Origin of the sequence: Streptomyces sp. NPDC088157, assembly GCF_044741545.1 — a bacterium.
In the GTDB taxonomy this organism is placed as follows: Bacteria; Actinomycetota; Actinomycetes; order Streptomycetales; family Streptomycetaceae; genus Streptomyces.
Genome location: NZ_JBIUSU010000004.1, coordinates 699,441 through 725,483, shown reverse-complemented (window position 1 = coordinate 725,483; position 26,043 = coordinate 699,441). Strand labels below are relative to the sequence as shown.

Sequence of the window (26,043 nt, the reverse complement as noted above, 5' to 3'; positions counted from 1 at the left end):
CATCTGCGACTCTCGGCGGGAGGCGGATCAGTTGAGGACCGTCGCCTACCATGTCCGGATGCCCGCGACGGAAGGCCTCCGCCCGCGCCCGGCCAACGTCGTCCTCGCCGTCGGTTTCGCCCTCGCAGGCAGCCTGGCCGGCGCCTTCTACCATCCGGCGCCCTGGCGGCCGTTCGACCTGTGGGCGCATCTGCTCACTTCGGTGATCTCTCTGTCACTCGCCCTGCGGGAGAACCGGCCCTTCGGCGTACTCGTGATCACCGCGGCCGGCTTCGCCGGATATCTGCTGCTCGGATATCAGCCCTCTCTCAACTTCTGGGTCCCGGCAGTCGCGTTCGTCTCCGTCGCCGCCCGGGAGGGACGCGGCCGCATCGTGTGCGGTAGCGCGCTGCTCGCGGCGGTCATCGCCCTCAGCGGGGTGAGTGGCCGGCTGCCCCGGCCCGTCGTGGCCGTGCAGGCCCTGATCGTGCCGACCGTGGCCTTCGCCGTCGGGCTCACCCAGCGCCGACTCGCCGCACGCAACGCCGAGTTGCGTCGGCTGACCGCCCTGCTCGACGAGCAGCAGCGCCAGGAGGCCCGCCGGGCCGTCCTCGACGAGCGCTTCCGCATCGCGCGCGAGCTGCACGACACGATCTCGCAGCACATGACGATCGTCACCCTGCAGACCGGGCTGGCCGAGTACGTGTTCCTCACCGATCCTCCCGCCGCCCGAAAGGCGCTCGGCACCGCTGCCACAGCCGGGCGGGAGTCGTTGGAGGAGCTTCGCCGTCTGCTGGTCGTGCTACGCACGCACGACCTCGGCGGCACATCCGGTCCCGGGCATCCGGCCGACCCGGTCCCCGACGACCTGCTGGCCGACATCGACCGCATTCCCGCGCTCGCCGAGCGGCTGGAGGCGGTCGGCGTGCACGTCGAGGTCCGGTTCGTGGGAACGCGCAGGCCGCTGCATCCGGGAGTGGAACTGTGCGTCTACCGGGTCGTCCAGGAAGCCCTCACCAACGTCGTGAAGCACTCCGGGTCGGCCGCTGCCGAAGTGGCCGTCCGATACCTGGACGACGAACTACGAGTGACTGTTTCCGACCAGGGTGGTCCGCTTTCGGCCACATCCACCGGTGGGTCCGGGCACGGCTTGATCGGAATGCGGGAACGCGCCAAGATTTGGCACGGCTCGCTGAGTGCCCGTGCGCGCCCGGGGGGTGGATTCCAGGTGCAACTCAGTCTTCCCCTGGGGCGGGACCGGACGGCGGCTGATCCGTGACGTGAGCATCTCCGAGGAGCGCTGTGGCCCGCATCCTGGTTGTGGACGATCAGCACCTCATCCGCTCCGGCATCGTCACGCTTCTGCGTACGGTGGAAGGGCTCGGCCCCGTCGTCGAGGCATCGGACGGCGTGGAGGCCGTCGCCGCGGCCCGCGAGCACCACCCGGATCTGATCCTGATGGACATCAAGATGCCCCGGCTGAGCGGCCTCGCAGCCGCAGAGCGCATCCTCGCCCTCGGTCTCGACCCGGCACCGCGCATCGTCGTCCTCACCACCTTCGACGACGACGAGTTCGTCTACGCGGCCCTGCGCGCCGGGTGCAGCGGCTTCCTGCTGAAGGACATGCCGCCGCAACAGCTTCTCAGCGCCGTCACGGCGACCCTCTCGGCCGATCTCCTGGTGGCTCCGGCCCGCGTCCGGCGGCTGGTCGAGCGTCACGTCGTCCACCAACAGCAGTCCTGGACCGAGACCGACTCGACGGGCATGCTCACGGGCCGCGAGGTCGAAGTCCTCGGGTTCGTCGCCAGGGGTCTCGCCAACGAGGAGATCGCCGAGCACATGTGCGTCAGCGAGTCCACCGTCAAGACACACCTGCACCGGGTGATGACCAAGCTGAATCTCCACAGCCGCGCCCAGGCGGTGGTGTTCGCCTACGAAACGGGCATCGCGCAGGTCGGCCGCCCACCGGTGCGACCCGACACCTCCGGCGCATGACGGTTGCCGCGAGGCGCCCTGTGGCGTGATCCCACCGTCAACGCCCTTCGGAGCCGGGCGAGTTCGGACACGGGTTCACGACCGGACAAGGGCTACGGGGCTTGCTCTGTTATTCCGGAACAACGTAAATTCTGGCTCATGCCTGATGACCCCCTACTGGAGCGAGTCGCCGCGCTCGAAGAACGAGTGTCGCGGCTGGAAGGGGAACCGAAGACGCCCCGGAACGCCCGGACCGACGCTTTGTGGGCACTGGAAGGGCTGCGCCGGCGGCTCACCGGGGATGGGCAGGTGCTGTTCACCGGCGCACTGGACCTGCCCACAGGCGAACACTACGAATGGCAGCAAGGCGCGGCGGTGGCGGAACTGCTCGAAGCGAACTGGGCGGATCACGCCACGCCGTACGCCGCCCTGGGTCACCCGGTGCGGCTCACCCTCCTGCGCGCGGTGCTGCGAGGAACCCGGTCCGCGGCCGGATTGCAGGAGTCAGCCGCACTGAACACCACCGGGCAGCTCTACCACCACCTGAAACAGCTCACCGCCGCCGGCTGGCTCCAGACCGTGGGACGTGGGCACTACGAGGTGCCCGCAGGCAGGGTGGTGCCGCTGCTCGTGCTGTTGTCCGCGGTGGTGCCGGCATCGAACTCGACGGCAAGGAACGGTACATGAAGCGACGGAGTTTACTGGGCTCGGTGACGGCGGGGGTCGGTGTGTCCCTGTTACCCGGGAACGCCACGGCGGCCGCGAGCGACCTGGCCGCGCGGGTGCGGCGTCACCTGGACCGTGCGCTGGCCGCCGACAGCCCGAGTGTGGTGTGCGGAGTCATCCACGACGGACGCGGATACGTGGCGGGCGCGTCCCAGGACGGCCCCGCACCGGACGGCAGGACGGTGTTCCAGCTCGGCTCCATCGGTAAGACCCTGACCGCCACCGCTCTCGCGCGCGCTGTGTGTTCGGGCACGGCCCGCCTCGACGCGCCGCTCGTGCTGCCCCCCGCGTTCCGCATCCCGTTCAAGGGCCGGCGGATCACCCTGACCGATCTGGCGACCCACACCTCCGGTCTGCCCTCGCTGCCTCCGAACCTCCTGGCGGAAGCGGATCCCTACGACCCGTACGCGCACTACACGCTGGACGACCTGGCCGTCGGCCTGGCCGAGACGACGCTGAGCACCGAGCCCGGCAGCGCCTACCACTACTCGAACCTCGCGTTCGGACTGCTCGGGCAGTCGCTGGCCTTCGACGACGTGGACGGGATGCTGCGGCGCGCCGTGACAGCGCCGCTGCGTCTGCCCGACACGACGACGACCCTGAGGGCGGACATGGCCTCCCGCAAGGCCACAGGTCATCTCGCCGGGGACCCTGTTCCCGACTGGCACGATCACGTTCTGACCGGCGCGGGTACCTCTGTGTACAGCACCGCCGACGACATGCTCCGCTATCTCGGCGTACAACTGCGCCCGGAGCGCTCTGCGTTGCGGGACGCGATCGAACTGGCCCAGCGTCCTCACTTCACCGTCGACGAGAACCTGCGGCTCGGGCTCGGCTGGCACATCAGCGCGCTGCCCGGCGGCCGTACTGTCACCTGGCACAACGGAGGCACCGGCGGATTCAGCACCTGTGCGGCGTTCAGCAGAAAGAGCATGACCGCGGTGGTGATGATGGTGAACACCTTCAGCGAGGAGTCCGAGGGCGAGCCCCGCCCGGTCGACGCGCTGACCTTCGCACTGCTCTCCGAACTCGACGAGGCCTGAGCAGGCGCCTTTCCCTCCGGCGCAGCTCATGGCCGAGTTCAGCGGTAGTACCGCATGGTGCGGGGTCGCCGCTGATGACCGCGCCCAGCAGGTCCCCCGCCTCCGTACGCCCTTCCGCCATCGGATCGTCCCGCAGTACCTCCGGTGCCACCGGCAGGAGACACGGCAGCCCGACGTTCTGCCGCATCGCAAGCGCGTGTCCTCGACGGTCAGCTCTCCGACCCGCCGGCTCCGAGGCGCGTGTGCGCCCGGACACGGCACGAGCGAGCGTCATCCCCACGGAGCTGCTTGATGGCTGCGTCGTGACCCGCCGCGTCCGTGAGCGGGTCACCCGCGCAGGTCACCGCGATACCGGTGCCGTCCGGCCTGCGTGGGGGGTTCTGTCAGTACCGGTAACGGCACGCCCTTCTTCAGTTCCGTGCCCCGCGTTTTGCTGGGTACCCGGCAGCGGTCCGCTCCCGCAGCCCCGCCGGGGCAACGGGCGGCGGCTGCCGGAAGCCGTCCCTGCCACCCAGTGGTCTCGGACGCATCACCGCTTCGCGAACAAGGAGTCCCCCCATGCCGAAGCAGTCCGCTCCCCAGGAACTGGCCGCCATCGCGCCCAAGCTGGTCGAGGTCACCGACGAGGTCCTTTTCGGCGACGTATGGGAGCGCCCCGGCCTGTCCCCGCGCGACCGCAGCCTGGTGACCGTGAGCGTGCTGGCCGCGCTCTACCGCGGCGAGCAGCTCGGCTACCACCTCGGGGTCGCCCTCGACAACGGGCTGACCGTCGAAGAGCTTTCCGAGGCGATCACCCAGCTGGCCTTCTACGCGGGCTGGCCCAACGCCATGACCGCGATCACCCAGCTGAAGAGGATCGCCGAGGAACGCGGCGTCTGAGCCGCGTCACACGCGCGCCGGGAAGCCCTCGTTTCCCCGCCACCGTCGGACCCGCACGAGTACGGAGAAGAAGATCATGGAACTGTTGAAGAAGCAGCCGACGATGAAGCTGCCGGAGAAGTGGTTCACCGGGGACGCGTGGGCCGATGTGATCTACCGGGGCGAGGATCCCTCCAGGGCGCGAGCCAACGCGGTGCGCTTCGCTCCGGGCGCCCGTACCGCCTGGCACTCCCACGGCCTGGGGCAGACCCTCTACATCGTCGAGGGCATCGCCCTGATCCAGTCCCGCGGCGGCGGCATCCTCGAGGCGCATCCCGGGGACGTCATCTGGACCCCGCCGGGCGAGGAGCACTGGCACGGCGCCGCCGCCGACCACTTCATGATCCACATCGCCCTGTGGGAGACGGACGACGTCGAGTGGCTCGACCACGTCACCGACGGCGAGTACGGGGGCCCGCGCCGCAGTACTCGCGCCGCCTGACCCACTCACCGCCCACCCACGCCTCCCGCGGGGCTGTTCCCGGGCGGGGTGCCCCCCACCTCTCCTCCGAACCCCGCCGGCCGACGGCCCCCTGGTCGCCGGACACGGACCTCGAGGCGGTCCTCGATAGGGGCGTTGGCCGTCTCTTTCCCGTCGAGAAGCAGGCCAAGAACTCCACGGCTGCCAAGCTCTTCCTCGCCTGGCAGCTCTCGACGGAGATGCAGAACGGATCCTTCGACGGCTGGTCCGTCCGCACCGATGTCACTCCCCCGGCGGGCTTGAAGCCGATCTGGGAGTACCCCAACGCCAACGTGGACGGATTCCCCCGCTTCATGTCCGACCGCGCCGAGGTCGAGCGCTGGAAGCAGACCTTCGCCCTGTACTTCGGCGAGGTCAAGGGCGACCCGACGCCCGGCCGGCTCGGGCTGCACCCGGGGGCGTAACGGTGATCACGACCTGTCCGGCGCACGACGCCGGGCAGGTCATCCCTTGCCGCGAGGTCCGGGAGTGGCGCGTTTCGCATCGCTGGTCCGGACAGACGGAGCACCGGGGTGCTCGGTCCGGACAGACGGAGCACCGGGGTGCGTTCGTGGAACCGGTCGGGTTGCTGCGGCCGACGGGCGGGCAGGACCCGTGTCCCTAATGGGAACAGTTCCCTCCCGCGGCCGTCCTGGGGATGCGCATCCGGCGCAGCAGATCGCGCGTGAAGCGGGTTTCGAGCGTGGTGCGCCAGGTGACATCGGGGTACTGGGCCCGCAGATGCGACAGCGCCCTCGTGCCCAGCCCGCAACCGCGGAACGGTTCGTCCAGGACGACCTCGGTGATCACACCCTCGGCGCACTCATCGCACGCTCGATAGCTCACCCGCCCGACCACCTTGCGGATGTGCACCAGCAGCAGACACTCCTCACCCGCACCCTCCGGAGCGGAGGAGGGCAGCAGCTCGACGCCCCGGTAGGCCAGAAGCCTGCGATGCCACCGGCCCGCTCGGCGTCGAGGGCGTCGATGCCTTCCCTCGGCCCGCCGCTGCGAGGCGCCTTCGTACACAGGCCGACCGCCTACGTTGCTCATGGCATGCATCTGGTTTCCCTGCATTCCACCGCGCCTGCCCCCAACCGGGGGCCTCACACGCACAGTCCCGTTCCCCGGTCCGCGCCGTGGCGGTGGCCGTGGCGGGGAGACGAGTGGGGGTCCCGCAGTTTCGCTGATCAACGACATCGGTAGGCGGGCGCTGCGGATGGGAGGAGAGGCGGTGCCGCGGCCTTCTCCGAACCACCGTCCCGCCGACGGCCGCTGGGCTCGGCTCGGGAGTGCGGGTCGTGGGTCCGTGGCCGGCGGCCCACGTCAGGTGTAGTAGGTGTCGAACGATCCGATCCACCAAGCCGCCAACGGCAGGACGCACACCTGCACGCCGGCCGTCTTCCAGCACCGGCACAGGACCGCGATCCCGAACGTCCACCACGCCGTCGTACGCAGCATGCTCACCACCGCGGCCTGATAGCCCTGCCCGCTGGGATCCGTCATGCCGGGGTACCCCATCCAGTCCTCGGTGAAGACACCGTCCGAGCCGAACACGACGGCCGCCGACACGAGCCACAGGTCGACCAGGAGGGCCAACACGGTGAGCGCCACGTCGAGGCGCAGGTACGCGGGCGTGGGCACCAGCAACCGTACCGCCGGGTGCCCGCCGCGCCGCACCCAGTCCTGCGGCCAGATACGCACCAGCGCGACAACGGCGTACACCAGCGCAGCGATGGCCGGCGCCCATCCGGCCATGAAGAACAGTCCGAGGAAAAACATCACGAGACTCACTCCGGGCCAGATACGGCACCACGCCGGAACGGTTCCCTCCACATCAGGGCCGAACCGACCCGCGGAGACGAGTTCGCGCAGCTGTACGTCCAACTGTCGCTGGGTCGGCGGGTGTCGAGCTCCGGCTCTTTCAGGCATGTCGGCCAGTGTTCCCGCGGTGACCGCCCGGACATCCCCTAGTCCTGCCGAACGCGCGCGAGGAAGAAGTCCCGGACGTCCTCGGCGAGCAGCTCCGGCACCTCCATCGCGGCGAAGTGGCCACCGCGGTCGAACTCCGACCAGTGCTGGATGTCGTACAGCCGCTCGGCCAGCGGTCTCACCGACTGCGTGATGTCGTGCGCGAACACCGCCACGCCCATGGGCACCGGGCACGGCACGCTCTTTCCGCGCGGCGCATCGTGGTGCAGCCGCGCGGAGGAGGCCGCGGTGGCGGTCAGCCAGTAGAGCGAGATGTCGGTCAGCATGCGCTCGTCACTGATCGGCGCCCGGGGGTCGGTCCACTGGGCGAAGCGCTCGGCTATCCATGCCAGTTGGCCGACCGGCGAGTCGGTGAGCGCGTATCCGATCGTCTGCGGGGTCAGGGCCTGCAGCGCCTGGAACGGCGGACGATCGGCCATCAGCCGCCGGATCTTGTCCAGCCGGGCTTCGTCCGTTTCGGACAGTTCGATGCCGGCGTCCGGGTCCGGCCGGACCGGCAAATAGTTGACGTGGACCCCGACGACCTGCTCGGGCGCCACGGCGCCCAGCGCCGCGGAGATGCCCGAGCCGAAGTCGCCGCCCTGTGCGCCGTAGCGCTCGTACCCGAGGCGGCGCATCAGCTCCGCCCAGGCCTGCGCGATCCGGACGGCGTCCCAGCCCCGATCGTGGGTCGGTCCCGAGAAGCCGTAACCCGGGATGGACGGAATCACCAGGTGGAAGTCGCGCGACAGCGGCTCGATCACCTCGAGGAACTCCAGGAACGAACCGGGCCAGCCATGGGTGAGGATCAGCGCGAGTGCGTCCGGCTTGGCGGACCGGACGTGGACGAAGTGGATGTTCTGGCCGTCGATCTCGGTGGTGAAGTGCGGAAGCTCGTTGAGCTCGGCCTCATGCGCACGCCAGTCGTAGTCGGTGCGCCAGTACTCGGCGAGCTCCTTGAGCCGCGCCAGCGGGAAGCCGTAGTCCCACCCGGCGTCATCCACCTCGTTGGGCCAACGAGTGCGGGAGAGCCGGTCGTTCAGGTCGTCGAGGTCGGCCTGGGGGATGTCGATGCGGAATCGCTTGATCATGGTCTTCACTCCAGAGTATTCGTTTGTCACCTAAACGTTCGCAAGGTGAACGTTTGTGCCACTAACGAAAGTAGACCGTTAGTGACACTAACGCAAGAGGTAGGATTCCCTCATGAGCCCGACCCCCGAACCCACACCGGCCCGGCTGCGCGCCATCCCCAGTCGCCTGCTCGCCGGGGCCGCGGTCGTCGCCGACCGGCTCGTCAGCGAGCGCCTGGCCGCCGAGGACGCTCGCAAGTGGCACTTCGCCGTGCTGGTCGCGCTCGCCGAGGCCGGCCCCGCCAGCCAGGCCGAACTCAGCCGCCGCACCGGCATCTACCGCAGCGACATGGTCGCCGTCCTCAACGAACTCGGCGGCGCCGGGTACATCCGCCGCGCACCCGACCCCGCCGACCGCCGCCGCAACGTCATCACCCTCACCCCCACCGGCCGCCGCCGCCTGGAGCGACTCGACACGCTCATCGCCGACGCCCAGCGTGAACTCCTCGCCCCCCTCACCCCCGTCCAACAGGACGAACTCACCAGCCTGCTCACCATCCTGACCGAGCACCACCACCCCCCGCATCCACGCCCGCACGACGCGCGATAGCCCATCTGCCCCCCCCTGCGGCGGCCCGGCGGCGGCGGAAGCCTCCGGCGCTCATACCGGCGACGCGCCCGACCGGCCTCCCCGCAGTGATTGCTTCGGCGGGGAGCGGTTCCGGCGCAGATCTTGGACGACGGGCGTCCATGCGAAGGGGCCTCGTCACTCGCCGGTATCTCGGTGCCGCGTTGGATATCGTGTCGGTCCATGACGGTCCTGATCATCGGGGGCAGCGGATTCCTGGGCGCCGAACTGATCCGGCAGTCCATCGCGGCGGGGCGGGCGACGTCGGCGACGTTCGCCTCCCGGCCCGGCGGGGCCGACGGTGTGGTTTGGCATCCACTCGACATCCGTGATCCTGCGGGTATCGGCAGGATGATCGCCGAGGTGGCCCCGTCAGTCGTGGTCAACGCGTCGAGCGGCGCGGCCGACTGGGCGGTCACCGCCGACGGCGCGGTCCGCGTGGCGCTGGCCGCTGCCGAACAGGGCTGCCGCCTGGTCCATGTCTCCAGCGACGCGGTGTTCTCGGGTGCGCGCGTGCGTTACGACGAGAGCTGCCTGCCCGATCCGCTCGGCCCGTACGGCGCCGCGAAGGCCGCTGCCGAGACGGCGGTGCGGCTCCTCGTGCCGACGGCCGTCGTCGCCCGCACTTCACTGATCATCGGACACGGCCGGTCCGCGCACGAGCGCATGGTGCACGCCCTGGCCGAGGGCACCCGCGACGGCGTCCTGTTCACCGACGACATCCGCTGTCCGGTCCATGTCGAAGACCTGGCCTCCGCCCTGTGGGAGCTCGCGCTGTCCGACGCGGCCGGGATGTTCCACCTCGCCGGGCCCGACGCCCTGAGCCGCCACGAACTCGGTGTACTGATCGCCCGGCGCGATGGCCTCGACGGCACGCGGCTGCCGGCCGGGCGCCGGGCCGAGTCCCCCTTCCCCGGGGGCCTCGACGTACGCCTGGACAGCGGCGCGACTCAGGAGCGGTTGCGGACCAGGCTCCGCGGCGCCCGCGAGTTCCTTCGCTGAGCCCGCGATGACCAGCGATCTCCGAGCAAGAGCGTCCGATCACCATTGCGTCCGGGGCGCTCACCGCGGGCTTCCGGACGTTCCCGGCCGGTTATCGCCGGGGTGCCCAGCCGGCCCGTCGCCACCAGCCTGCAAAAAGCGAAGGGGCCCGGCGATGCCGGGCCCCTTCTTCTCGTAGCGGGGACAGGATTTGAACCTGCGACCTCTGGGTTATGAGCCCAGCGAGCTACCGAGCTGCTCCACCCCGCGTCGGTAATCCCCACTCTACACGGCGTTCTCGGTGTCGATGCCCGGGGCGGCGTCGACCACGCGTCCGGGAGCAGCCGGCCTCCAAGGCGCTCGCTGTGGTGCCCGACTCATCGGATGGGGCGAGTGCGCCGGTTGCCGGTAGCACTGCGGCGAGTGCGCGAGCGCGAGGGGCGTCCATACCGAAAATCACCAACTCAGGTCGCTGACAACGCGATTAGTGTGATCAGGTGACTGAATTCAGCATCCTTGGTGACAGCGCGGAATGGCAGAAGGACTTCGAACGGCGGCTACGCGCCTCGTACACGGCGGCCGGGCTCGGTGCCGATGCGACGGAGCGGAAGGTCGAGGAAATACACGCCGGCATCGGAGCCTGGGTCGTCGCCGAGATCACAGAAGCCGGGACCCGCGTGGGGTACGTCGCCGTGGCCGTGGCCGACGACAACGGCACGCTCGCGGGCCGTATCGGAGATCTCCGCATCGACGCGCCCCACGCCGGCCAGGGTCACGAGCAGGCCGCCCGGGACTGGGCCGAGGAATGGTGCGCGGAGCACGGCGCCCGCCGGCTGGACGTACGGCTCACCGAGCCTGCCGGCGAGCTGTTCGGCGGGTACCACGTCCGCGGCCAGCTTCGAACGCGGCGGGTCGGTCCCCCGCCGGAACCGGTCGACGGCGTCACCTCACGGCCGATGGCACCGGCCGAATATCCCGAGTGGCTCGCCGCCGAGAAGGTCGCCTACGTCGGCGACATCGTCCGGGCGGGGGCTCTGAGCCCCGAGGAGGCCGTACGCAAGTCCGACCGCGACTTCGCGCAGCTGATCCCCGAGGGCCTGGCGACGCCCGGCAACACCTTCCTGGTGCTCGAGGCAGCGGGCGAACGGATCGGCACCGGCTGGTTGAAGCACGGGTACCTCCCGGAAGTCTCCTACGGCTACTCGCTGTACATCCAGGAGGAGCACCGCGGCAAAGGCTACGGTCGGGCCGCGATGGCGGCCGGCGAACAGGCGACGCTCGAAGCCGGCGACTCGGCTCTGATGTTCACCGTGTGGGGCGGCAACCGGGTGGCGATGAACCTGTACACGAGCGCCGGCTACCAAGTCCTTGAGGAAAGCCGTTCGATCGTCCTTCCCCGCTGGCAGGAGGATCCTCCGGGGCGCTGTCAGTCGTGATCGACATGGTCGGCGCACTCGATCGACGCCTCCTCGGCAGCCCGGCGCGCCGATACCGTGGCGGCCGCCCGAGCCCGTTGCGGCACCGTCATGACGTTCGACAGACGGAAGTCGGTGAGTTTTTGCGGCACGAGCTGCAGGAGCTCTTCGGCCTCGATCCTGTGGGCCTGCGGCCCGACGCGATGGCGGCCCGAGTGATGGCCTGGTGGACATCTGCCGGCCCGGCGGATGGCACTGCCGGCGCACAGCCGCTTCCTCGATGATCGCCCGATCGTTCGGGCCGGTGGGCCCGCCGGCTCACACGCAGTGGGCGCACCTGCGGCCACACCCGCTTCAGCACCTGCGGCCACACCCGGTTCAGCAGGCCGGGACCCCGGCACTCGGACACACCTATGGTGGGCCACTGACCTTCGCTGACGTACGTGATCCGAGGGACGAACGAGTGCCGGGGTGCGCGAGCTGAACGGCTCACGCGCCCGACTGTCACATCCCCGTGGCAGCCTGGTCACAGTGCCTCGCCGACATCCCGTCGGCCGGGCCCTCACTCGTCCCCGCCATGACACCATGCCCCCTCAAGCATCACCGTCCAGGGGGGACAACCATGCGCACCCGCGCAACCATCGCCACGACAGCTCTGCTCCTCGCCGCGCTCACCGCCTGCTCCTCGTCCGACGACGCCCCGGCCGCGAGCGACAGCGGAACACCCGCCGCCGAGCCCACCATCAGTGTTCCCGCCGAGCACGAGGGCGACGACCTCAAGGCCGCCGTCGCCGTCTACACTTCCGCCTACTTCGCCGCCGACACCGACACCGCGTACGCCATGCTGTCCGCGCGCTGCGCGAAGAAGATCACCAAGGACGCGTACGCCGGTGTCGTGACGCAGGCGAAGACGGACTACGGGCCCGACCACCCGGCCGCTGACGTACAGGCCGACGTGTCGGGCGACGTCGGCACGGCCACCTACAAGGTGGAGGGCCTGCCCAAATTCGACCGGACGAAGCAGCCGTGGGCGTTGGAGGGCGACGCCTGGAAGTACGACGCCTGCTGACCGCGGCCGAAGACGGGGAATGACGGGGTGGTCGCAGCGGCGTCAGGGCGGTCGACGCCGCCGGCGGCCGACGGTCGTCCAGTCACACATCAGCGGTCGGCCGCCGAAAGGACCGCAGCAGGAAAGACTGGGGCGGCAAAGACTCCGAAAACCGTGGAGTACCGGTGTCGCAGTGGATGCCGAACATGGCGCCTGGGAAGGGGCAGGCGCGGTGCCGGGCGGCGGTGAGGGTGGTGGCGGCGGCGGTGGCGGTGACGGTGGTGGTGACGGTGGTGATGGCGGCGGGTAGCTGATGTGCACTACGCGCACCAGTGCTCCGGGCACGAAGACGCAGACGGCCGGTGACGGGGTGCGCGGCACGTCACCCGGCCCCGTCCAGGCGATCGGGCGCTGGAGCACGAGATCACGGCGGGCCGGATCCGGATCGGTCGACACGTAGCGCACCGTGCGGCCTCGGCGGTCCACCGGGCGGCATCGTCGACGCGGTCCTCCGCGAGCGCCAGCAGGGCGAGTATGTCGCAGGCGATGGCGTGTTGCGGCCGGCAGCGCCATTTGGCGGCGAACTTCCGTGCAGCCGTGGCGTGTTCTGTCGCCCGGCGGAAGTCGTCGGCGTCGAGGGCGAGGTTGGCGAGGTAGAGCTCCGCACGCACCCGGCTGAGCCGGTACATGTATCCGCCCCGACTTCCACCGCCCGTGTGATGGTGTCGTAGGCCTCCTGGTTCCGGCCCAGCACCAGCTGGATCTTGCCGAGTTTCTCCAACGCCTCCGACCGGGTGGAGCGGTTCTCGCCCTGCTCCTGGTGGTGGACCGCGATGAGCGCTTCCCGTTCGGCGGTGGGCAGGTCGCCCTGCGCGGCCGCGATGTCGCTGCGCATCATGGCCACGTTGGCCGCCAGCAAGGGCAGCCGCGCGGTGGCCGAATCGGCGGCGACGGAGTCGATCAGCTCCACGGCGGCGGCGAGGTCACCGGCCTCGCCCAGTGTTTGCGCCCTCTCCAACCTCCTGGTCAGGGGCAGCAGTTGCACGGCCTCGCGCCGGACCTCCGCCATGCCCGCCATGGGCGCCTGACGCACGTTCCGTACGACGAAGACGACCGCGACCACAGCCAGGAACAGGACGGGCAGATACCACGCGCCGCCCATGAGTGTCCGGGAGACGAGGTACGAGAAAACCGCCACGCCCACAAGGGCCTTCAAGGAAACGCGGCGCCCTGTTTCCTTCGCAGGCGTCTCTTGGCCTTTGCCGGCTTCCGTCATGGCGCCCCCCGCTGCCTGCCTGGCGTAAGGGGCTCAGCATACGGACATAGGGAGATGAGGGTGGTGAAATCATGAGACGCGCGAGAGCAGCGGACGGACGGCCGTGTCCCGCGCGTCGCGGTGACGGACACCGGCTCGGGGACGAGGGTCAGCGGCGGCCGGACGTCTCCCGACCGACCTCGTACAGCTCCTGCGAGGTGGCGATCAGTTCCCGTCGCTCCTTCCTCGATCCCACCATGGGCTGGGAGCCGCGAAGAGACACCTGGGCGCTCTCCGGCAGGAAACGGACCGTGAGCAATCCGATGGCGCCGGCCGCCATGAGATAGAACGCGGGCATCATGTCGTTTCCGGTGAGGCTCACCAGTGCCTCCGTGACCAGCGGGGTGGTACCTCCGAACGCGGCCACCGCGAAGTTGAAGCCGATGCCCATGGCGGCGTAGCGGACGGCCGTCGGGAACAGCGCGGGCAGCGTCGCGGCGCTCGGCGCGGCGAAGCACGCCAGCAGGGTGGAGAGGATCAGCACTCCGAAGACCGGCGGCCAGGTTCCGTCCATCCTGATCAACATGAAGGAGGGGACGGCGAGCAAAATCATGCCCGCCGCCGCGTAGCCATAGAGGGGGCGGCGGCCGACGTGGTCGCTGAGCCTGCCGAGGAAGGTGATGAGCAGGACGATCCACAGCATGCCCACGAGCACGAGGACGTCCGCGGAACTGCTGGAACGGCCGAGGGTCTCCGTCTGATAGGTGGGCAGGAATCCCGTGACCATGTAGTTGGTGACGTTGTAGAGCAGCACCAGTCCCATGCAGATGAGCAGGGCACGCCAGTGGTTCTTGACGATGGTCTTGAACTCGGTGCCCGCCGATTCCTTGGCAAGGCTCTGTTCGTGTTCGTCGAGCTGCTGCTGGAAGGCGGGCGACTCTTCGAGCTTGAGACGCATGTAGAGGCCGATCACCCCGAGCGGGCCCGCGATCAGGAACGGGATCCGCCAGCCCCACGAGAGCATCTGCGCGTCGCTGAGGGCGAGATTCAGCGCGGTGACCAGGGCGGAGCCCAGCGCGTAGCCGACGAAGGTGCCGAAGTCGAGCCAGCTGGAGAGGAAGCCTCGGCGACGGTCGGGCGAGTACTCGGCGACGAAGGTGGTCGCGCCCCCGTACTCACCACCGGTGGAGAAGCCCTGCAGCATGCGGGCGAGCAACAGCAGGATCGGTGCGGCGATGCCGATCGTGGCGTAACTGGGGATGAGACCGATGGCGAACGTGCCGACCGCCATCATGATCATGGTGGTGGCGAGTACCTTCTGCCGGCCGAGGCGGTCCCCGAGCGGCCCGAAGACGAGGCCGCCGAGCGGGCGTACGACGAACGCCGCCGCGAAGGTGGCGAAGGACGAGACCACCTGCGCGGCGGGAGACGCTCCGGGGAAGAAGACCTTTCCGATCGTGGCGGCGAGGTAGCTGTAGACGCCGAAGTCGAACCACTCCATGCAGTTGCCGAGCGCCGAGGCGCCGACCGCGCGCCGGAGCAGCGGTGGTTCGACGACCTGGACGTCCTCGTCGCGGAAGGGGCGCTTGTTCCGCTTCAGCCTGCGCGTCAGGTCCTGTCGGACTTGTGCGGGCAGACCGGCCGATCCGGTCGGCCCGGACCGGGCTGGTTCGGGCTGCCCGTCGGTCAGTGCGTCAGACACTGCAGTTCCTTACCGTCTTGCGTGAGGTGACCTTTCGCGCTCAGTGAGGCGCCAGGTGCTTTCGGTGCGTATCGATGCTGCTGCCCGCTTTCGCATCGCTCACGCGTGACTGTTGACACGCCCAGGCTCCCGAGTCCGCCGGGGAGCGGGCCGAGTTGTCGGGGGCGCCCGGCTCCTGACCCGGCTCGCGGTCCTGCGGGACACGCGTGCGCGGTACGCGGTCTTGCCGGAGGACGCCCCGCGACCTGCGCGTCCCGGAGGGGCCACCGAGCAAAATCGGTGTTCAACGGCCCTCCCCCACGTGACAATCAGGGACCAGCAAGGGGAGGAACACATGAGCCAGGCCTACCTGACTCTTCAGGAGCTGCTGCCGCCGCAGGAGTTGGCGGCAGCGCTCGAAGCGGGGCACGTCACGCGCAAGCCGCACCCGGAACTGCCGCTGTCCATCTACACGTACACGAGGACATGCCAGTACGAGCGCGTCTGGAACCGGGTGACCACCAGTTGCCGCGGCCTCGTCGCCGACGACGGCACCGGTGAGATCGTCGCGCTTCCGCTGCCGAAGTTCTTCAACGTCGGTGAGCACGAGGCCGGTCAGCCGTACGCGCCCGCCCTCCCGGACGAGCCGTTCGAGGTGTACGACAAGGTCGACGGCAGCCTGGCTGTGGTATTCCACTACGCCGGGTGCTGGCGAGTCGCGTCCAAGGGCTCGTTCATCAGCACCCAGGCCACCTGGGCGCAGCGGCTGCTCGACGGGAAGGACACCTCCGGCCTCGTTCCCGGGGTGACCTACCTTGCGGAGATCCTGTACCCGCAGAACCGGATCGTCGTCGACTACGGCGAGCGTCGCGACCTGGTGCTGCTGGCCGCGTTCGCCAAGGACGGCATCGAGGTCGCCCTGGCCGAGGCGGCGTCCCACTGGCATGACATCGGATCGGTCGTCACGGTGTGGCCCGCCATGCCGCTCGCCGAACTCCTGTCCCTGGCCGAAGCCAACCGGCTGCCCGGCGGCCGGGCGGCCACGGGCACCGAGGCCGAGGGCTTCGTGCTGCGCTTCGCCTCGGGTGTACGGGCAAAGGCCAAGCTCGCCGAGTACGTCCGGCTCCACAAGGTCGTCACCGGCGTGACCGAACGGGACATCTGGCGCGGTCACGGCATCCAGCGGTTCGCGGGCCTGCCCCCGAAGCAGGTGGCCCAGGCGCTCGGCTGCTCGGCCGAGGACATCGAAGCGTCCGGGGGCAGGCCTCTGGACGCGCTGCTGGAGCAGGTGCCCGACGAGTTCGACGCCTGGGTGCGCGGCGTCATCGCGGGAATCGAGAAGCAGGTAGGCGACCGTGAGCATGCGATCGACGAGGCGTTCCGGTCGCTGGCCCATCTCGTCGGCGACCGGGGAGGCTTCGCCCGCGCCGCGGGGGCCCTGCCCGACGCGACCCTGCGCCCCGCCATGTTCCTGCGCCTGGACGGGCGCCCGACCGAGCTCGTGACATACCGTTCCGCCCGGCCGGAGGCATCCGACCCGTTCAAGACCGACGAGGAGAACTGACCGTGCCCGTAGTACATGTCATGACGGGGCTTCCGGCCTCGGGGAAGACGACCGCCGCGCGCGGGCTGCAGGCGGAGTCCGAGGGCCGGATGCGCCGTGTCAACCTCGACGATCTGCGAACGATGCTGGACGTCCCGGTGCCCGAGCGCGGCCGGTCGCACGCGCACGAGCAGACCGTACTGGCGATCCAGGACGCGGCGGTGCGGGCGGCGGTCGACGGCGGTTTCGACGTCGTGGTGGACAACACGCACATGACGCCGCACATACCCAAGCGTCTGAAGGCGGCGGTGGCGGGACAAGCCACGTTCGTCGTGCACGACTTCACCGGCGTACCGGTGGAGGAGTGCATACGGCGCGACGCCGAGCGGGACAGGTCGGTCGGCGAGGAGATCATCCGGATCCTGGCCGACAAGCACGCGAAGTCCCTGAGGGGCGGCTGGCGGCTCACCGCGGAGTGGCTGAACGACGAGCCTGCCGTCGAGGAGTACACCGCCGACCCGGCGCTTCCCTCAGCGGTCATGTGCGACATCGACGGCACGCTGGCCATCAGGGGCGACCGGGGTGCCTACGACTTCACGCGCTGCGAGGAAGACCTGCTCAACGTGTCGGTGCGGGGGGCCCTGCGCTCCTTCCGCAGCGCCGACGGCGATGTCATCGTGCTGCTCTCGGGCCGCGGTGAGGAGCACCGCGGGCGGACTGAGGCATGGCTTCGCGCGCACGAGATCCCGTACGACGAGCTGTGGATGCGTGCCGCCGGTGACGGCCGTCGCGACGATGTGGTGAAGGCCGAGCTCTTCGACCGGCATGTGCGCCACCGTTTCGCGGTACGGGTCTCCCTCGACGACCGCGACCGCGTCGTCGCCGTGTGGCGCCGTATGGGCCTGCCGACCTGGCAGGTCAACTACGGCAGCTTCTGACCGACGGCTCGCCGGTGCCGCCCGGGCGCCTGCCGTACCGCGAGGCGGCCGGGGCCCGGCGGCCCGGGGCACGGCCCGACCGGGCCGGCGGACGTCCGGGCTCCCTCCGTGGTGGTGCCGTGTGTGGTGGTGCGGTGTGTGGTGCCGGCCCGCCTGATCGTCGTCCTGGCAAGATGGCCGCATGGAACGTGTGCTTGGAATCGGTGGGTACTTCCTGCGAGCTGCCGACCCGACGGCTCTGAGCGCGTGGTATCGCGATTGCCTGGGCCTGGCCTCCGATGAGAACGGCCTGTGGAGTCAGGGACCCGGGCCGACGGTGTTCGCGACGTTCGAGTCCGACACCGACTACTTCGGGTCCCGCGCCCAGCAGACCATGCTCAACTTCCGGGTCGGCGACCTGGATGCGATGCTCGCGCAACTGCGCGCCCAGGGAGCGGACGTGGCCGAAGAGACGCAGGACATGGAGGGTGTCGGTCGATTCGGCTGGGTCACCGATCCCGAGGGCAATCGCGTCGAACTGTGGCAGCCCGCCTGACGGCGTCTTCACATCAGCGGTGACGTGCCGGTGCGCCACCGGTTCGGTACGGTCAGGCGTCGCGGTCCGGCGGGATTGGTTGTGCGACCGGCTTCCCGAGGGGCACGGCGCCGTTTCATGGTCACCCGTCAGGCCGCCTGGCGGACCTTCACCGGATGCACGCACGGCATCCTGCCGGCGGCGGCGACCAACTCGGTCCTCGTGTGCCTCGCGCTGTTCGCTCCGGGGTGCCACTCGCGGTGCCGTTGGCACTGCTGGAGTTTCTGGCCGCTTTCGTCCCCCTGATCGGCTGGCCGATCGCCCTGGCAGGCCGCGCCGTAAGGCCGAGGGAACGCCGCTCGGAGTGACGGCCGTCCCTCGCGCGAGCGGCGGCGCGCCGTTTCCCCTGCGCCGTCAAGGACTCGACATCGAGACGTTTGTTCATGCGCTGACGGTGCACACGAGAAGCTAACACTGTCTTTACACGACGAAGCGGAGACGCATCATGGGCATCATTGCGTGGATCATCATCGGCCTGCTCGCCGGCGCTATCGCCAAGGCCCTGATGCCGGGCAAAGACCCCGGCGGCATCATCATCACCATGCTCATCGGCATAGTCGGCGGTCTGCTCGGCGGCTGGCTCGGCAAGGTGATCTTCGGAGTCGACTCCATCGACGGGTTCTTCGACATCTCCACCTGGATCGCCGCGATCGTCGGCTCCTTCATCCTGCTCGCCCTCTACCGCCTCGTCACCGGCAACCGGCATTCGCACCGGCACGCCTGACCCGCTGACGGCGTGCGCGTCCTGACGCGTGAACGGCTCCCCCCTGTACGCAGGGTGGGAGCCGTCGGCATGTGCGCGCCTCCCCACCCGCCGCCGGGTGAGCGGGGCAGGCCCGCCCGAGGGAGTCAGCGCCAAGCCCTGGCGACCGACGACAACGCGGCGAGGTGCGGTGCGGTGCCAGGGCTCGCGAGCCCGGCCTGCTCCGAACGAGAGGCCCTAGTCCTGTGCGGTGCCGGGGCCGTCGAGGAAGCGGAGGAGCACGGCCGCCTCGGCCCGCAGCCGTGCGGCGCGGTCAGCGTGCGCGAGCGCGGTCAACTGCGCCGCGACCTCCAGTCGCTCGGCGGCCTCGGCGCGCACGACCTGCACCACACTGCTCTCGCTCAGTTCACGCCGCGCCGCCTCGGTGGCTCCGGCACCGATCGGCGAATACTCAAGGGCCGAACCGCAGAGCTCGGCTTCCTCGACGGGTACCGCCTCGGCGTTGTCCAGCGCAGCGAGTGTCGTGCGAAGGGCACTCACCGCGGCCTTGTCACGGGCCCGCATCGCTTCCGGCAGTGCTTGACGCATACGAAGTCGTAGAGACATGCCGGTGACCCTATGGCGGTGCCCTTGGCCCCACAACGCGATATTGGGGCAGCGGACTTACCGCCGTCGCCGCGTTGAGCACCTGACCGTTTGGAAACAGCCGACGGTTCGAGGGTGTGCCCGTGTGGGCCTCACCGTCGCGGCCGTCGCTCCGGCGAGCCGGCCATCCGCGTGGACGCGTATGTCAGGGGGGCTCGGGGCCTTCCCGGAGGACGACGGGATCCGATCACCCGTTGTCGGCGGGGATCCGTACCGTGAAGGTGGTCGAGCCCGGGCCGCTTTGGAGGATGACGCTTCCGCCGTGGGCCTCTGCCACCGCCGCCACGATCGACAGGCCGAGGCCGGTGCCGGTGCCGGTGTCCGCGCCCTCCGTGCGTCGACGCTCCCCGTGTGTGAAGCGCTCGAAAACCCTGGGCTGGATGTCCGGCGGGACGCCGGGGCCGTCGTCGTGGACCTTCAGAACCGCCGTGCCGTCCCGGGTCTCCAGCGAGATGGTGATCGTGCTGCCGACGGGTGTGTGCAGGCGGGCGTTGGCCAGCAGGTTGGCCAGCACCTGATGGAGCCGGTGCTCGTCGCCCGGTACCGTCACCGGCTCCTCGGACAGCTCCAGCGTCCAGCGGTGTCCGGGGCCCGCGGCCTGCGCGTCCGTCACGGCGTCCAGGACCAGGCGGGTCAGGTCGACCGGCAGACGTTCCAGCGGGCGGCCCGCGTCCAGGCGGGCGAGGAGCAGCAGGTCGTCGACCATCTCGCCCATGCGGGCCGATTCGGCCTCGATGCGTTCCAGGGCCCGCACCACCTTGTGCGGTACCGGCCCGGGGTGCAGCAGCGCCAGTTCCGCGTGGCCGCGAACCGACGCCACGGGTGTGCGCAGCTCGTGGCTGGCGTCGGCGGCGAAACTGCGCAGCCGTTCCTCGCTCGCGTGGCGTTTGGTCAGCGCGTCCTCGACGTGGCCGAGCATCGTGTTGAAAGCACCGGCGACCCGTCCGACCTCGCTGCGCGGGTCGGCCTCGGGCGCGCGCGGCCACAGTTCCACCTCGCCGCTGGACAGCGGTAGCCGACTGACACTCGTGGCGGTCGCGGCGACCCTGCTGAGCGGTCGTAGCGACCAGCGCACCCAGAGGGCTCCCGCGAAGCCGGCCACGGCGAGCGCGGCGCCGAAGACGACTGCGGCGACCAGTTCCAGCCGGTGGACGGTGGCCTCGACGGGCTCCGTGGGCAGTCCGGTGATCAGGACGTCGCCGTCCCGGCCCTGGACCGCCATCACGCGGTAGTCGTCGAGCGTGGAGAGATCGATCGTGTGCCCTTCGCCGTCGGCGGGAACCTCGGCGAGCGTTCTCCTGTCCGCGGCTCCGAGCGGAACGTTCTGTGCGCCCGCGCCCGTGCTGGAGCCCACCACCGCGGCGTTGGTGACCGTGTCGCCGACGAGCCGGGCTCCGAAGGTGCCGACGGTCTGCCGGCGGGTGTCGCCGTCCCCGTCCCCGTCCTCGTCGCCGATGGGGGTCTCCCCGGTCGAGTCCTTTCGGGACCGGGGGAGGTCGGACGGCAGTGTCCCACCGTGCTCCAGACTCGCCGGGAACCGTACGCCCGTCTCGCGCAACTGCTGGTCGAGACGCCCGGTGAGAAAGCCGTTCAGCTCCACCACCGCCGCCACCCCGACGGCCGCGCAGCTGACCGCGAGCAGCACGACGAGGCCGGCGGTGAGTCGCGCCCGCAGGGTGTGCGGCCGGGGGAACCGTGACGGCGACGACCGCTCCCCGCGCCGCAGCGGACGTCGCGCGAGCCGCTGCCTCAACGTCCTCATCGGACGACCGGCTTGAGCACGTATCCGGCTCCGCGCACCGTGTGGATCATGGGTGGGCGGCCGGCGTCCACCTTCTTGCGCAGGTAGGAGATGTACAACTCGACGACGTGGGCCTGCCCGCCGAAGTCGTAGGACCACACCCGGTCGAGGATCTGCGCCTTGCTGAGGACGCGTCGCGGGTTGCGCATGAGCAGGCGCAGCAGTTCGAACTCGGTCGGGGACAGTTCGACGAGTTCGCCGCCGCGGGTGACCTCGCGGGCCTCCTCGTCCATGACGAGGTCGCCGACGGTCAGCCGCGGCCCGTCCTCGAGCTGCCGGGCCATGCCGGCCCGGCGCAGCAGGCCCCGCAGGCGGGCGACGACCTCCTCCAGGCTGAACGGTTTCGTGACGTAGTCGTCGCCGCCCGCCGTGATGCCCGCGATGCGGTCCTCGACCCCGTCGCGTGCGGTCAGGAAGAGCACACACACGTCGGGGCGCACGGCCCGCAGCGAGCGCAGCAGGGCGAAGCCGTCGGTGTCCGGGAGCATCACGTCGAGGACGATGGCGTCGGGCAGCAGCTCGCGTGCCTCGGTGACGGCCGAGACACCGTCGGCCGCCGTACGTACCTGCCACCCCTCGTAGCGCAGGGCGCCGGAGAGGACCTCCGCGAGATCGGGGTCGTCGTCGACGACGAGGACCCGGAGCGGGGCGCCGTCGGTCCGGGTCAGTGCGGGGCGGCCGAAGCCGCGGGGGCGGGGATCGTTCATCTCAGGTACCAGGATGCGGCCTCTCCACGTCCTGAGCGGTCTTCCCGACCTCTGAGTTCGCTCTGAGTCCGCTCTGAGTCCGCCGTGTCCCGGGTCGGCGTCGATCGTCGGCGCGGCCCTTCCCACCTGCGTTCCACCTGCGGCGGGCCGCGCCGCCCGCCGTGGGCTGAGAGCCGGCTCAGAGGTTGCGTCGGCACAGTGTCGTCCCGGACGTCCGAAGGGGCGTACCGGCAGCCGAAGGGACACACGGATGACGACGGTGTACTCACGACCCGGGGTCGCTCCCGCGCCTCCCGCGCCTCCCGCGCCGAGGCGTTCCCCCGTGGGCCCCGTGCTCGCCGTCCTGTGGGGCGGGGCCGCTGCCGTGATCGCCCTGTGGTGGCTCGACACGGGGTCGGTCGTCGGCGCCGCCGGCCGGCTGACGGGGGCCGGGCGGATCGCGGGCCTGCTGTGCGGGTACGCGTGCGCCGTCCTCGTCGGTCTGATGGCCCGTGTCCCGCTTCTGGAGCGACGGATCGGGGCGGACCGGGTGACGCGCTGGCACGCTATGGCGGGCCGCTACACGGTCTGTCTGCTGGTGGCGCACGTCGTGCTGATCCTTCTCGGGTACGCCGTACAGGACGGTTCCTCGATCCTCGCCGAGACGCTCACCGTGGTCCTCGACTACCCGGAGATGCTCAAGGCCACCGCCGGCACCGTCATCCTGTTCGCCGTCGGGATCGTCTCGGCCCGCGCGGTGCGCCACCGGGTCAGCCACGAGTTCTGGTTCTATACGCATCTGTTGACGTACGCGGCGGTCTTCCTCGCCTTCGGCCATCAGCTCGCCCTGGGCTCCGACCTCGTCGGCAGCCGTCCGGCTCAGGCCGCCTGGTACACGCTGTACCTGGGCGTCGCGGCCCTGGTGGTGTGGTTCCGGATCCTCGCTCCGGTACGGCTGAACCTGCGTCACCGGCTGCGGGTGGACTCCGTGCACCGGGAGGCGCCGGGCGTGTACTCCGTCGTCGTCCGCGGCCGACGACTCGACGAGATGGGCGCGCGGCCGGGCCAGTTCCTGCGGTGGCGGTTCCTCACCGAGGGCATGCGCTGGACCTCCACGCCGTACTCGCTGTCGGCGCCGCCGCGCCCGGACCTGCTGCGCATCACCGTCAAGGCGCTCGGCGACCACAGCGCCGCCGTCCCCCTGCTGCGGCCGGGCACCCGCGTGTGGGCGGAGGGACCGTACGGGGCACTGACCGCGGACCGGCAGGGCGCGCACAAGTCCCTGCTGATCGCGGGCGGCGTCGGCATCACCCCGCTGCGGGCCCTGTTCGAGACGCTGCCCGGAGACGTCACGCTGGTCTACCGCGCCCGCTCGGCCGAGGACCTGGCCCTGGGGGGCGAACTGGAGACCGTCGCGCGATGGCGCGGGGCGAAGCTGCACTACGCGCTCAACGGTCCGCACGGCCGGCGCCCCGACCTCACTGCCCGGTCCCTGCGGGCGGCCGTGCCCGACCTGGACGCCCATGACGTATACCTGTGCGGCCCACACGGGTTCGCGCAGGACCTGTACGAGGCGCTGCGCGCCGCCGGGGTCCCGGACAGCCGTATCCACCACGAGTCCTTCGAGCTGTGAGGCCGTCTTGCACACGTTGAAGAAGAACCGTCCGCTGCGCCGTATCGTGCTGGCGAGCGCCGCGACCGTCTCCGGGATGGTGCTGCTGCTGTCGCTCAAACCGCACACGGCTCCGGCCGTGGCCGGGTCGGCCTCCTCCCCCGCGCCGTCCAGCAGTTCCAGCGCGTCGAGCGGAGCGACCGGATCGGGCGGATCCGCGGCCACGGGAACGCAGACGCTCACCGGGGACTCCGTCCAGACCCGCTGGGGCCCCGTCCAGGTCCGCGTCACGCTGAAGAACGGAAAGCTCACCGACGTCACCGCGGTCGCCTACCCCCAGGAGAATCCGAGGGACCAGCAGATCAACGCGTATGCCATCCCGCAGCTGACCAGAGAGGCGCTCACCGCCCAGAGTGCCGACATCGACACGGTCTCCGGCGCCACGTACACCAGCGACGGCTACCGCCAGTCACTCCAGTCGGCCCTTGACTCCGCGAGCCGCTGACGTCCGCCCGGCCCTACGGTTTCCGCGTCGGCACTCGCCACACCTGCCTGTGCCGCCGCCTTCGGGCTTTTCCAGGTCCAGCCGGCCGTCCAACTGCTCGGCGCCCCGCCATGTGGCGCGGTCCGCTGCGGCGGCCGTCGGCGGGGATGCCCACACCGTTGTCCGTGCCGGCCCCCACGGTGTGAAACGCGGACAGGCGCCCGCCGTCCGGGCCGATCACGCCGAGTGTCCGCGTACTCCGCGTCGACCAGTGCCGCGGCTGCCTCCACGATGCTGTGCAGGGCCTGCTCCAGATCCGGCTCCCACGGTAGTGGCGGCCCGCAGGGGGCGGTAGCGAAAGGGCCGTCCGGCCCATGGCGGGGACCGTCGGCACCTGTGGGAACAGCGTGCTCCGAGAGAGAATGGGTGCAGGAGCGGCACCGATCCCCCGCGGTGTCGCTCCGTTCCACGAGGTTCGGGTCGGACGGTGCACGCCGTACCGCGGCCGCCGGCGAGTTCGCGTCCGGTGACCAGTTCGCCGCGCCGTCGCGGTCCGGGCACAAGGTGGCACATGCGGCGTCCCCGTGACGGCATACGGTTCGCACCCACCCCTCGCGCCGGCCCCCGGTCCACGGCGCGCCGTACGCCTGTGAGAGTCGGGCGGGATCCAGGGACCGCCGTGGCCCGGACCCCACACGCACACCGCGTCGATCCCCCCACGCCGTGATCCCCCCGGATGGCCGGCGGCACGCCGGTGCGCGTCCAGGGTGCGCAGCTCTCCGTCTGTCAGTACGGTGGCGTCCTGGTGTTCGACCCTGGACATGGTGGACTCCGGGGATCGGTCGGCGTAGAGCTCATCGGGCGGTGGAGGCGGCATGGCCGGCAAGAGGGCGGCGAGGCTGCCGCGCAAGGAGTACGAGAAGGAACTGCTGCGGCTGCAGACGGAGTTGGTGAAGCTTCAGGAGTGGGTGCGGGCGTCGGGCACCCGACTGGTGGTCGTCTTCGAGGGACGGGACGCGGCGGGCAAGGGCGGGACGATCAAGCGGGTCGCCGAGCACCTCAATCCACGCGTGGCGCAGATCGCCGCACTCCCGAAGCCGACCGAGCGCGAACGCACCCAGTGGTACTTCCAGCGGTACGTGGAGCATCTGCCGGCGGCCGGGGAGATCGTGCTGTTCGACCGGTCCTGGTACAACCGGGCCGGGGTCGAGCATGTGATGGGCTTCTGCACGAAGGAGGAGCACCAGCTCTTCCTCCGCCAGTGCCCGGTCTTCGAACGCATGCTGGTCGAGGCCGGGGTCCTGCTGCGCAAGTACTGGTTCTCGGTGAGTGACACCGAGCAGCAGGAGCGCTTCCGGCGCCGGCTGGAGGATCCACTGCGGCGCTGGAAGCTCTCGCCGATGGACCTGGAGTCGATCACCCACTGGGAGGCGTACTCCCGGGCCAAGGACGAGATGATGGTGCACACCGACATCTCCGAGGCGCCCTGGTACGTCGTCGAGAGCGACGACAAGCGCCGGGCGCGGCTGAACATGATCGCCCACCTGTTGTCGTCCGTGCCCTACCACGAGGTGCCGCCGCCCGTGCTGGAGCTCCCGGATCGGCCGCCGTCGACCGGCTACCAGCGCCCGCCGCGGGATCTGCAGACCTACGTCCCCGACCACACGGCGAGCCTCTGAGCAGCCGACCACGGAGAAGACGGTCAAGAACCGCATCTCCGGCCTGTCGGCACAAGCTGCGTCGTGCACGCCCGCGGGCACCTCCAGCCCGCGACCGGCACCCCCTGCGACGCAGCGCCGGGTCCAGGCTGCCGTGCTCGCCTCGCACCTGGAGCGGCCGGAGGCGGGCGCGCACCGGAGCAGGTGAGAAGTGGCCGGCCCCTCTCACAGGGGGCGGAACCGGCGAAGT

The 26,043-nt window shown here is 70.4% G+C and carries 26 protein-coding genes, 1 tRNA gene and 3 pseudogenes; 19 read left to right on the top strand and 11 right to left on the bottom strand.

The window, feature by feature from the left end; translation table 11 throughout:
* The first annotated feature begins 58 nt into the window (after positions 1-58).
* The 4 genes from ACIPFH_RS19030 to ACIPFH_RS19015 all read left to right on the top strand — a co-directional run bounded on the left by ACIPFH_RS19030 (position 59) and on the right by ACIPFH_RS19015 (position 3,722).
* Positions 59-1,258, top strand: coding sequence for a sensor histidine kinase (locus ACIPFH_RS19030; protein ID WP_401827787.1), 1,200 nt, complete (start codon positions 59-61; stop codon positions 1,256-1,258).
* Positions 1,259-1,281: 23 nt separating this feature from the next.
* The gene (locus ACIPFH_RS19025; RefSeq protein ID WP_401827785.1) at positions 1,282-1,974 is read left to right on the top strand and encodes a response regulator; all 693 of its coding nucleotides are present in this window, start codon (positions 1,282-1,284) and stop codon (positions 1,972-1,974) included.
* A 138-nt stretch (positions 1,975-2,112) separates the two neighbouring features.
* A complete protein-coding gene (locus ACIPFH_RS19020) occupies positions 2,113-2,640 on the top strand; it encodes an ArsR/SmtB family transcription factor (RefSeq protein ID WP_401827784.1) in 528 nt (175 codons plus the stop codon).
* Positions 2,637-3,722, top strand: coding sequence for a serine hydrolase domain-containing protein (locus tag ACIPFH_RS19015; protein ID WP_401827782.1), 1,086 nt, complete (start codon positions 2,637-2,639; stop codon positions 3,720-3,722). The genes ACIPFH_RS19020 and ACIPFH_RS19015 overlap by 4 nt, the downstream gene beginning before the upstream one ends.
* Here the strand turns inward: ACIPFH_RS19015 and ACIPFH_RS19010 are convergent.
* Positions 3,643-3,909, bottom strand: a complete 267-nt coding sequence (locus ACIPFH_RS19010; protein WP_401827780.1) for a contact-dependent growth inhibition system immunity protein — start codon at positions 3,907-3,909, stop codon at positions 3,643-3,645. The genes ACIPFH_RS19015 and ACIPFH_RS19010 overlap by 80 nt on opposite strands.
* Before the next feature lie 371 nt (positions 3,910-4,280).
* On the opposite strand from ACIPFH_RS19010, the gene ACIPFH_RS19005 reads away from it, so the two are divergent.
* The 3 genes and pseudogenes from ACIPFH_RS19005 to ACIPFH_RS18995 all read left to right on the top strand — a co-directional run.
* Complete coding sequence (locus ACIPFH_RS19005; RefSeq protein WP_401827779.1) at positions 4,281-4,601, top strand: carboxymuconolactone decarboxylase family protein; 321 nt, start codon at positions 4,281-4,283, stop codon at positions 4,599-4,601.
* A 76-nt stretch (positions 4,602-4,677) separates the two neighbouring features.
* Entirely contained in the window at positions 4,678-5,082 is a 405-nt protein-coding gene (locus ACIPFH_RS19000) for a cupin domain-containing protein (protein WP_401827778.1), read from the top strand.
* A 155-nt stretch (positions 5,083-5,237) separates the two neighbouring features.
* Positions 5,238-5,525, top strand: a pseudogene (locus tag ACIPFH_RS18995) (ABC transporter substrate-binding protein); the annotation flags it as partial.
* Between the two features lie 196 nt (positions 5,526-5,721).
* On the opposite strand, the gene ACIPFH_RS18990 reads toward ACIPFH_RS18995, so the two are convergent.
* The 3 genes from ACIPFH_RS18990 to ACIPFH_RS18980 form a co-directional block, all read right to left on the bottom strand.
* Positions 5,722-6,153 (bottom strand): GNAT family N-acetyltransferase, encoded by a 432-nt coding sequence (locus ACIPFH_RS18990; RefSeq protein WP_401827777.1) that lies wholly within the window; start codon positions 6,151-6,153, stop codon positions 5,722-5,724.
* Positions 6,154-6,426: 273 nt separating this feature from the next.
* The gene (locus tag ACIPFH_RS18985; RefSeq protein WP_401827776.1) at positions 6,427-6,882 is read right to left on the bottom strand and encodes a hypothetical protein; all 456 of its coding nucleotides are present in this window, start codon (positions 6,880-6,882) and stop codon (positions 6,427-6,429) included.
* Positions 6,883-7,070: 188 nt separating this feature from the next.
* Complete coding sequence (locus tag ACIPFH_RS18980) at positions 7,071-8,162, bottom strand: epoxide hydrolase family protein (protein WP_401827775.1); 1,092 nt, start codon at positions 8,160-8,162, stop codon at positions 7,071-7,073.
* Between the two features lie 112 nt (positions 8,163-8,274).
* Between ACIPFH_RS18980 and ACIPFH_RS18975 the strand changes: the two genes are divergently transcribed.
* Together ACIPFH_RS18975 and ACIPFH_RS18970 are read left to right on the top strand one after the other, a co-directional pair.
* On the top strand, positions 8,275-8,751 hold the full coding sequence (locus tag ACIPFH_RS18975; RefSeq protein WP_401827773.1) for a MarR family winged helix-turn-helix transcriptional regulator: 477 nt from the start codon (positions 8,275-8,277) through the stop codon (positions 8,749-8,751).
* 201 nt (positions 8,752-8,952) lie between these two features.
* Entirely contained in the window at positions 8,953-9,771 is an 819-nt protein-coding gene (locus tag ACIPFH_RS18970) for an SDR family oxidoreductase (protein WP_401827771.1), read from the top strand.
* Between the two features lie 175 nt (positions 9,772-9,946).
* On the opposite strand, the gene ACIPFH_RS18965 is transcribed toward ACIPFH_RS18970, so the two are convergent.
* Positions 9,947-10,020: transfer RNA gene (locus ACIPFH_RS18965), tRNA-Met, on the bottom strand.
* 227 nt (positions 10,021-10,247) lie between these two features.
* Between ACIPFH_RS18965 and ACIPFH_RS18960 the strand changes: the two genes are divergently transcribed.
* Entirely contained in the window at positions 10,248-11,186 is a 939-nt protein-coding gene (locus ACIPFH_RS18960) for a GNAT family N-acetyltransferase (RefSeq protein ID WP_401827769.1), read from the top strand.
* 601 nt (positions 11,187-11,787) lie between these two features.
* Entirely contained in the window at positions 11,788-12,234 is a 447-nt protein-coding gene (locus ACIPFH_RS18955; RefSeq protein WP_401827768.1) for a hypothetical protein, read from the top strand.
* Positions 12,235-12,570: 336 nt separating this feature from the next.
* Here ACIPFH_RS18955 and ACIPFH_RS18950 read toward each other — a convergent pair.
* The 3 genes and pseudogenes from ACIPFH_RS18950 to ACIPFH_RS18940 all read right to left on the bottom strand — a co-directional run.
* Positions 12,571-12,633: pseudogene (locus tag ACIPFH_RS18950) on the bottom strand (hypothetical protein); the annotation flags it as partial.
* 4 nt (positions 12,634-12,637) lie between these two features.
* Positions 12,638-13,489 (bottom strand): hypothetical protein, encoded by an 852-nt coding sequence (locus ACIPFH_RS18945; protein WP_401827767.1) that lies wholly within the window; start codon positions 13,487-13,489, stop codon positions 12,638-12,640.
* 148 nt (positions 13,490-13,637) lie between these two features.
* A complete protein-coding gene (locus tag ACIPFH_RS18940; RefSeq protein ID WP_401827765.1) occupies positions 13,638-15,170 on the bottom strand; it encodes an MFS transporter in 1,533 nt (510 codons plus the stop codon).
* Positions 15,171-15,504: 334 nt separating this feature from the next.
* On the opposite strand from ACIPFH_RS18940, the gene ACIPFH_RS18935 reads away from it, so the two are divergent.
* The 5 genes and pseudogenes from ACIPFH_RS18935 (at position 15,505) to ACIPFH_RS18915 (ending at position 18,928) form a co-directional block, all read left to right on the top strand.
* Entirely contained in the window at positions 15,505-16,713 is a 1,209-nt protein-coding gene (locus ACIPFH_RS18935; protein ID WP_401827764.1) for an RNA ligase, read from the top strand.
* A gap of 2 nt (positions 16,714-16,715) precedes the next feature.
* A complete protein-coding gene (locus ACIPFH_RS18930) occupies positions 16,716-17,630 on the top strand; it encodes an AAA family ATPase (protein ID WP_401827763.1) in 915 nt (304 codons plus the stop codon).
* Between the two features lie 181 nt (positions 17,631-17,811).
* The gene (locus ACIPFH_RS18925) at positions 17,812-18,165 is read left to right on the top strand and encodes a VOC family protein (protein WP_401827761.1); all 354 of its coding nucleotides are present in this window, start codon (positions 17,812-17,814) and stop codon (positions 18,163-18,165) included.
* A gap of 76 nt (positions 18,166-18,241) precedes the next feature.
* Positions 18,242-18,485: pseudogene (locus tag ACIPFH_RS18920) on the top strand (AI-2E family transporter); the annotation flags it as partial.
* Between the two features lie 164 nt (positions 18,486-18,649).
* Positions 18,650-18,928: a GlsB/YeaQ/YmgE family stress response membrane protein gene (locus ACIPFH_RS18915; protein ID WP_401827760.1), complete on the top strand. Its 279-nt coding sequence runs from the start codon at positions 18,650-18,652 to the stop codon at positions 18,926-18,928.
* Positions 18,929-19,144: 216 nt separating this feature from the next.
* Here ACIPFH_RS18915 and ACIPFH_RS18910 read toward each other — a convergent pair whose 3' ends face one another.
* From ACIPFH_RS18910 to ACIPFH_RS18900, 3 genes are all read right to left on the bottom strand, one after another.
* Complete coding sequence (locus ACIPFH_RS18910) at positions 19,145-19,471, bottom strand: hypothetical protein (protein WP_401828076.1); 327 nt, start codon at positions 19,469-19,471, stop codon at positions 19,145-19,147.
* A 268-nt stretch (positions 19,472-19,739) separates the two neighbouring features.
* On the bottom strand, positions 19,740-21,314 hold the full coding sequence (locus ACIPFH_RS18905) for a sensor histidine kinase (protein ID WP_401827759.1): 1,575 nt from the start codon (positions 21,312-21,314) through the stop codon (positions 19,740-19,742).
* Complete coding sequence (locus ACIPFH_RS18900) at positions 21,311-22,060, bottom strand: response regulator transcription factor (protein ID WP_401827758.1); 750 nt, start codon at positions 22,058-22,060, stop codon at positions 21,311-21,313. Before ACIPFH_RS18900 ends, ACIPFH_RS18905 begins: the two co-directional genes overlap by 4 nt.
* Before the next feature lie 250 nt (positions 22,061-22,310).
* Here ACIPFH_RS18900 and ACIPFH_RS18895 point away from each other — a divergent pair, with 250 nt between their 5' ends.
* The 3 genes from ACIPFH_RS18895 (at position 22,311) to ppk2 (ending at position 25,814) form a co-directional block, all read left to right on the top strand.
* Positions 22,311-23,672 carry a ferric reductase-like transmembrane domain-containing protein gene (locus tag ACIPFH_RS18895; protein WP_401827756.1) on the top strand — a complete coding sequence of 454 codons (1,362 nt, stop codon included), beginning with the start codon at positions 22,311-22,313 and terminating at the stop codon, positions 23,670-23,672.
* 7 nt (positions 23,673-23,679) lie between these two features.
* A complete protein-coding gene (locus ACIPFH_RS18890) occupies positions 23,680-24,156 on the top strand; it encodes an FMN-binding protein (RefSeq protein WP_401827755.1) in 477 nt (158 codons plus the stop codon).
* Positions 24,157-25,010: 854 nt separating this feature from the next.
* Positions 25,011-25,814: a polyphosphate kinase 2 gene (gene ppk2 / locus ACIPFH_RS18885; RefSeq protein WP_401827753.1), complete on the top strand. Its 804-nt coding sequence runs from the start codon at positions 25,011-25,013 to the stop codon at positions 25,812-25,814.
* Positions 25,815-26,043 lie beyond the last annotated feature (229 nt).

Excerpts from the sequence above, each read along its gene's own strand:
- ACIPFH_RS19030 (WP_401827787.1), top strand. The coding sequence starts at position 59 with ATGCCCGCGACGGAAGGCCTCCGCCCGCGCCCGGCCAACGTCGTCCTC.
- ACIPFH_RS19020 (WP_401827784.1), top strand. The coding sequence starts at position 2,113 with ATGCCTGATGACCCCCTACTGGAGCGAGTCGCCGCGCTCGAAGAACGA.
- ACIPFH_RS19015 (WP_401827782.1), top strand. The coding sequence starts at position 2,637 with ATGAAGCGACGGAGTTTACTGGGCTCGGTGACGGCGGGGGTCGGTGTG.
- ACIPFH_RS19010 (WP_401827780.1), bottom strand. The coding sequence starts at position 3,909 with ATGCGGCAGAACGTCGGGCTGCCGTGTCTCCTGCCGGTGGCACCGGAG.
- ACIPFH_RS19005 (WP_401827779.1), top strand. The coding sequence starts at position 4,281 with ATGCCGAAGCAGTCCGCTCCCCAGGAACTGGCCGCCATCGCGCCCAAG.
- ACIPFH_RS19000 (WP_401827778.1), top strand. The coding sequence starts at position 4,678 with ATGGAACTGTTGAAGAAGCAGCCGACGATGAAGCTGCCGGAGAAGTGG.
- ACIPFH_RS18990 (WP_401827777.1), bottom strand. The coding sequence starts at position 6,153 with ATGAGCAACGTAGGCGGTCGGCCTGTGTACGAAGGCGCCTCGCAGCGG.
- ACIPFH_RS18985 (WP_401827776.1), bottom strand. The coding sequence starts at position 6,882 with ATGTTTTTCCTCGGACTGTTCTTCATGGCCGGATGGGCGCCGGCCATC.
- ACIPFH_RS18980 (WP_401827775.1), bottom strand. The coding sequence starts at position 8,162 with ATGATCAAGCGATTCCGCATCGACATCCCCCAGGCCGACCTCGACGAC.
- ACIPFH_RS18975 (WP_401827773.1), top strand. The coding sequence starts at position 8,275 with ATGAGCCCGACCCCCGAACCCACACCGGCCCGGCTGCGCGCCATCCCC.
- ACIPFH_RS18970 (WP_401827771.1), top strand. The coding sequence starts at position 8,953 with ATGACGGTCCTGATCATCGGGGGCAGCGGATTCCTGGGCGCCGAACTG.
- ACIPFH_RS18955 (WP_401827768.1), top strand. The coding sequence starts at position 11,788 with ATGCGCACCCGCGCAACCATCGCCACGACAGCTCTGCTCCTCGCCGCG.
- ACIPFH_RS18945 (WP_401827767.1), bottom strand. The coding sequence starts at position 13,489 with ATGACGGAAGCCGGCAAAGGCCAAGAGACGCCTGCGAAGGAAACAGGG.
- ACIPFH_RS18935 (WP_401827764.1), top strand. The coding sequence starts at position 15,505 with ATGAGCCAGGCCTACCTGACTCTTCAGGAGCTGCTGCCGCCGCAGGAG.
- ACIPFH_RS18925 (WP_401827761.1), top strand. The coding sequence starts at position 17,812 with ATGGAACGTGTGCTTGGAATCGGTGGGTACTTCCTGCGAGCTGCCGAC.
- ACIPFH_RS18915 (WP_401827760.1), top strand. The coding sequence starts at position 18,650 with ATGGGCATCATTGCGTGGATCATCATCGGCCTGCTCGCCGGCGCTATC.
- ACIPFH_RS18910 (WP_401828076.1), bottom strand. The coding sequence starts at position 19,471 with ATGCGGGCCCGTGACAAGGCCGCGGTGAGTGCCCTTCGCACGACACTC.
- ACIPFH_RS18905 (WP_401827759.1), bottom strand. The coding sequence starts at position 21,314 with ATGAGGACGTTGAGGCAGCGGCTCGCGCGACGTCCGCTGCGGCGCGGG.
- ACIPFH_RS18900 (WP_401827758.1), bottom strand. The coding sequence starts at position 22,060 with ATGAACGATCCCCGCCCCCGCGGCTTCGGCCGCCCCGCACTGACCCGG.
- ACIPFH_RS18895 (WP_401827756.1), top strand. The coding sequence starts at position 22,311 with ATGACGACGGTGTACTCACGACCCGGGGTCGCTCCCGCGCCTCCCGCG.
- ppk2 (WP_401827753.1), top strand. The coding sequence starts at position 25,011 with ATGGCCGGCAAGAGGGCGGCGAGGCTGCCGCGCAAGGAGTACGAGAAG.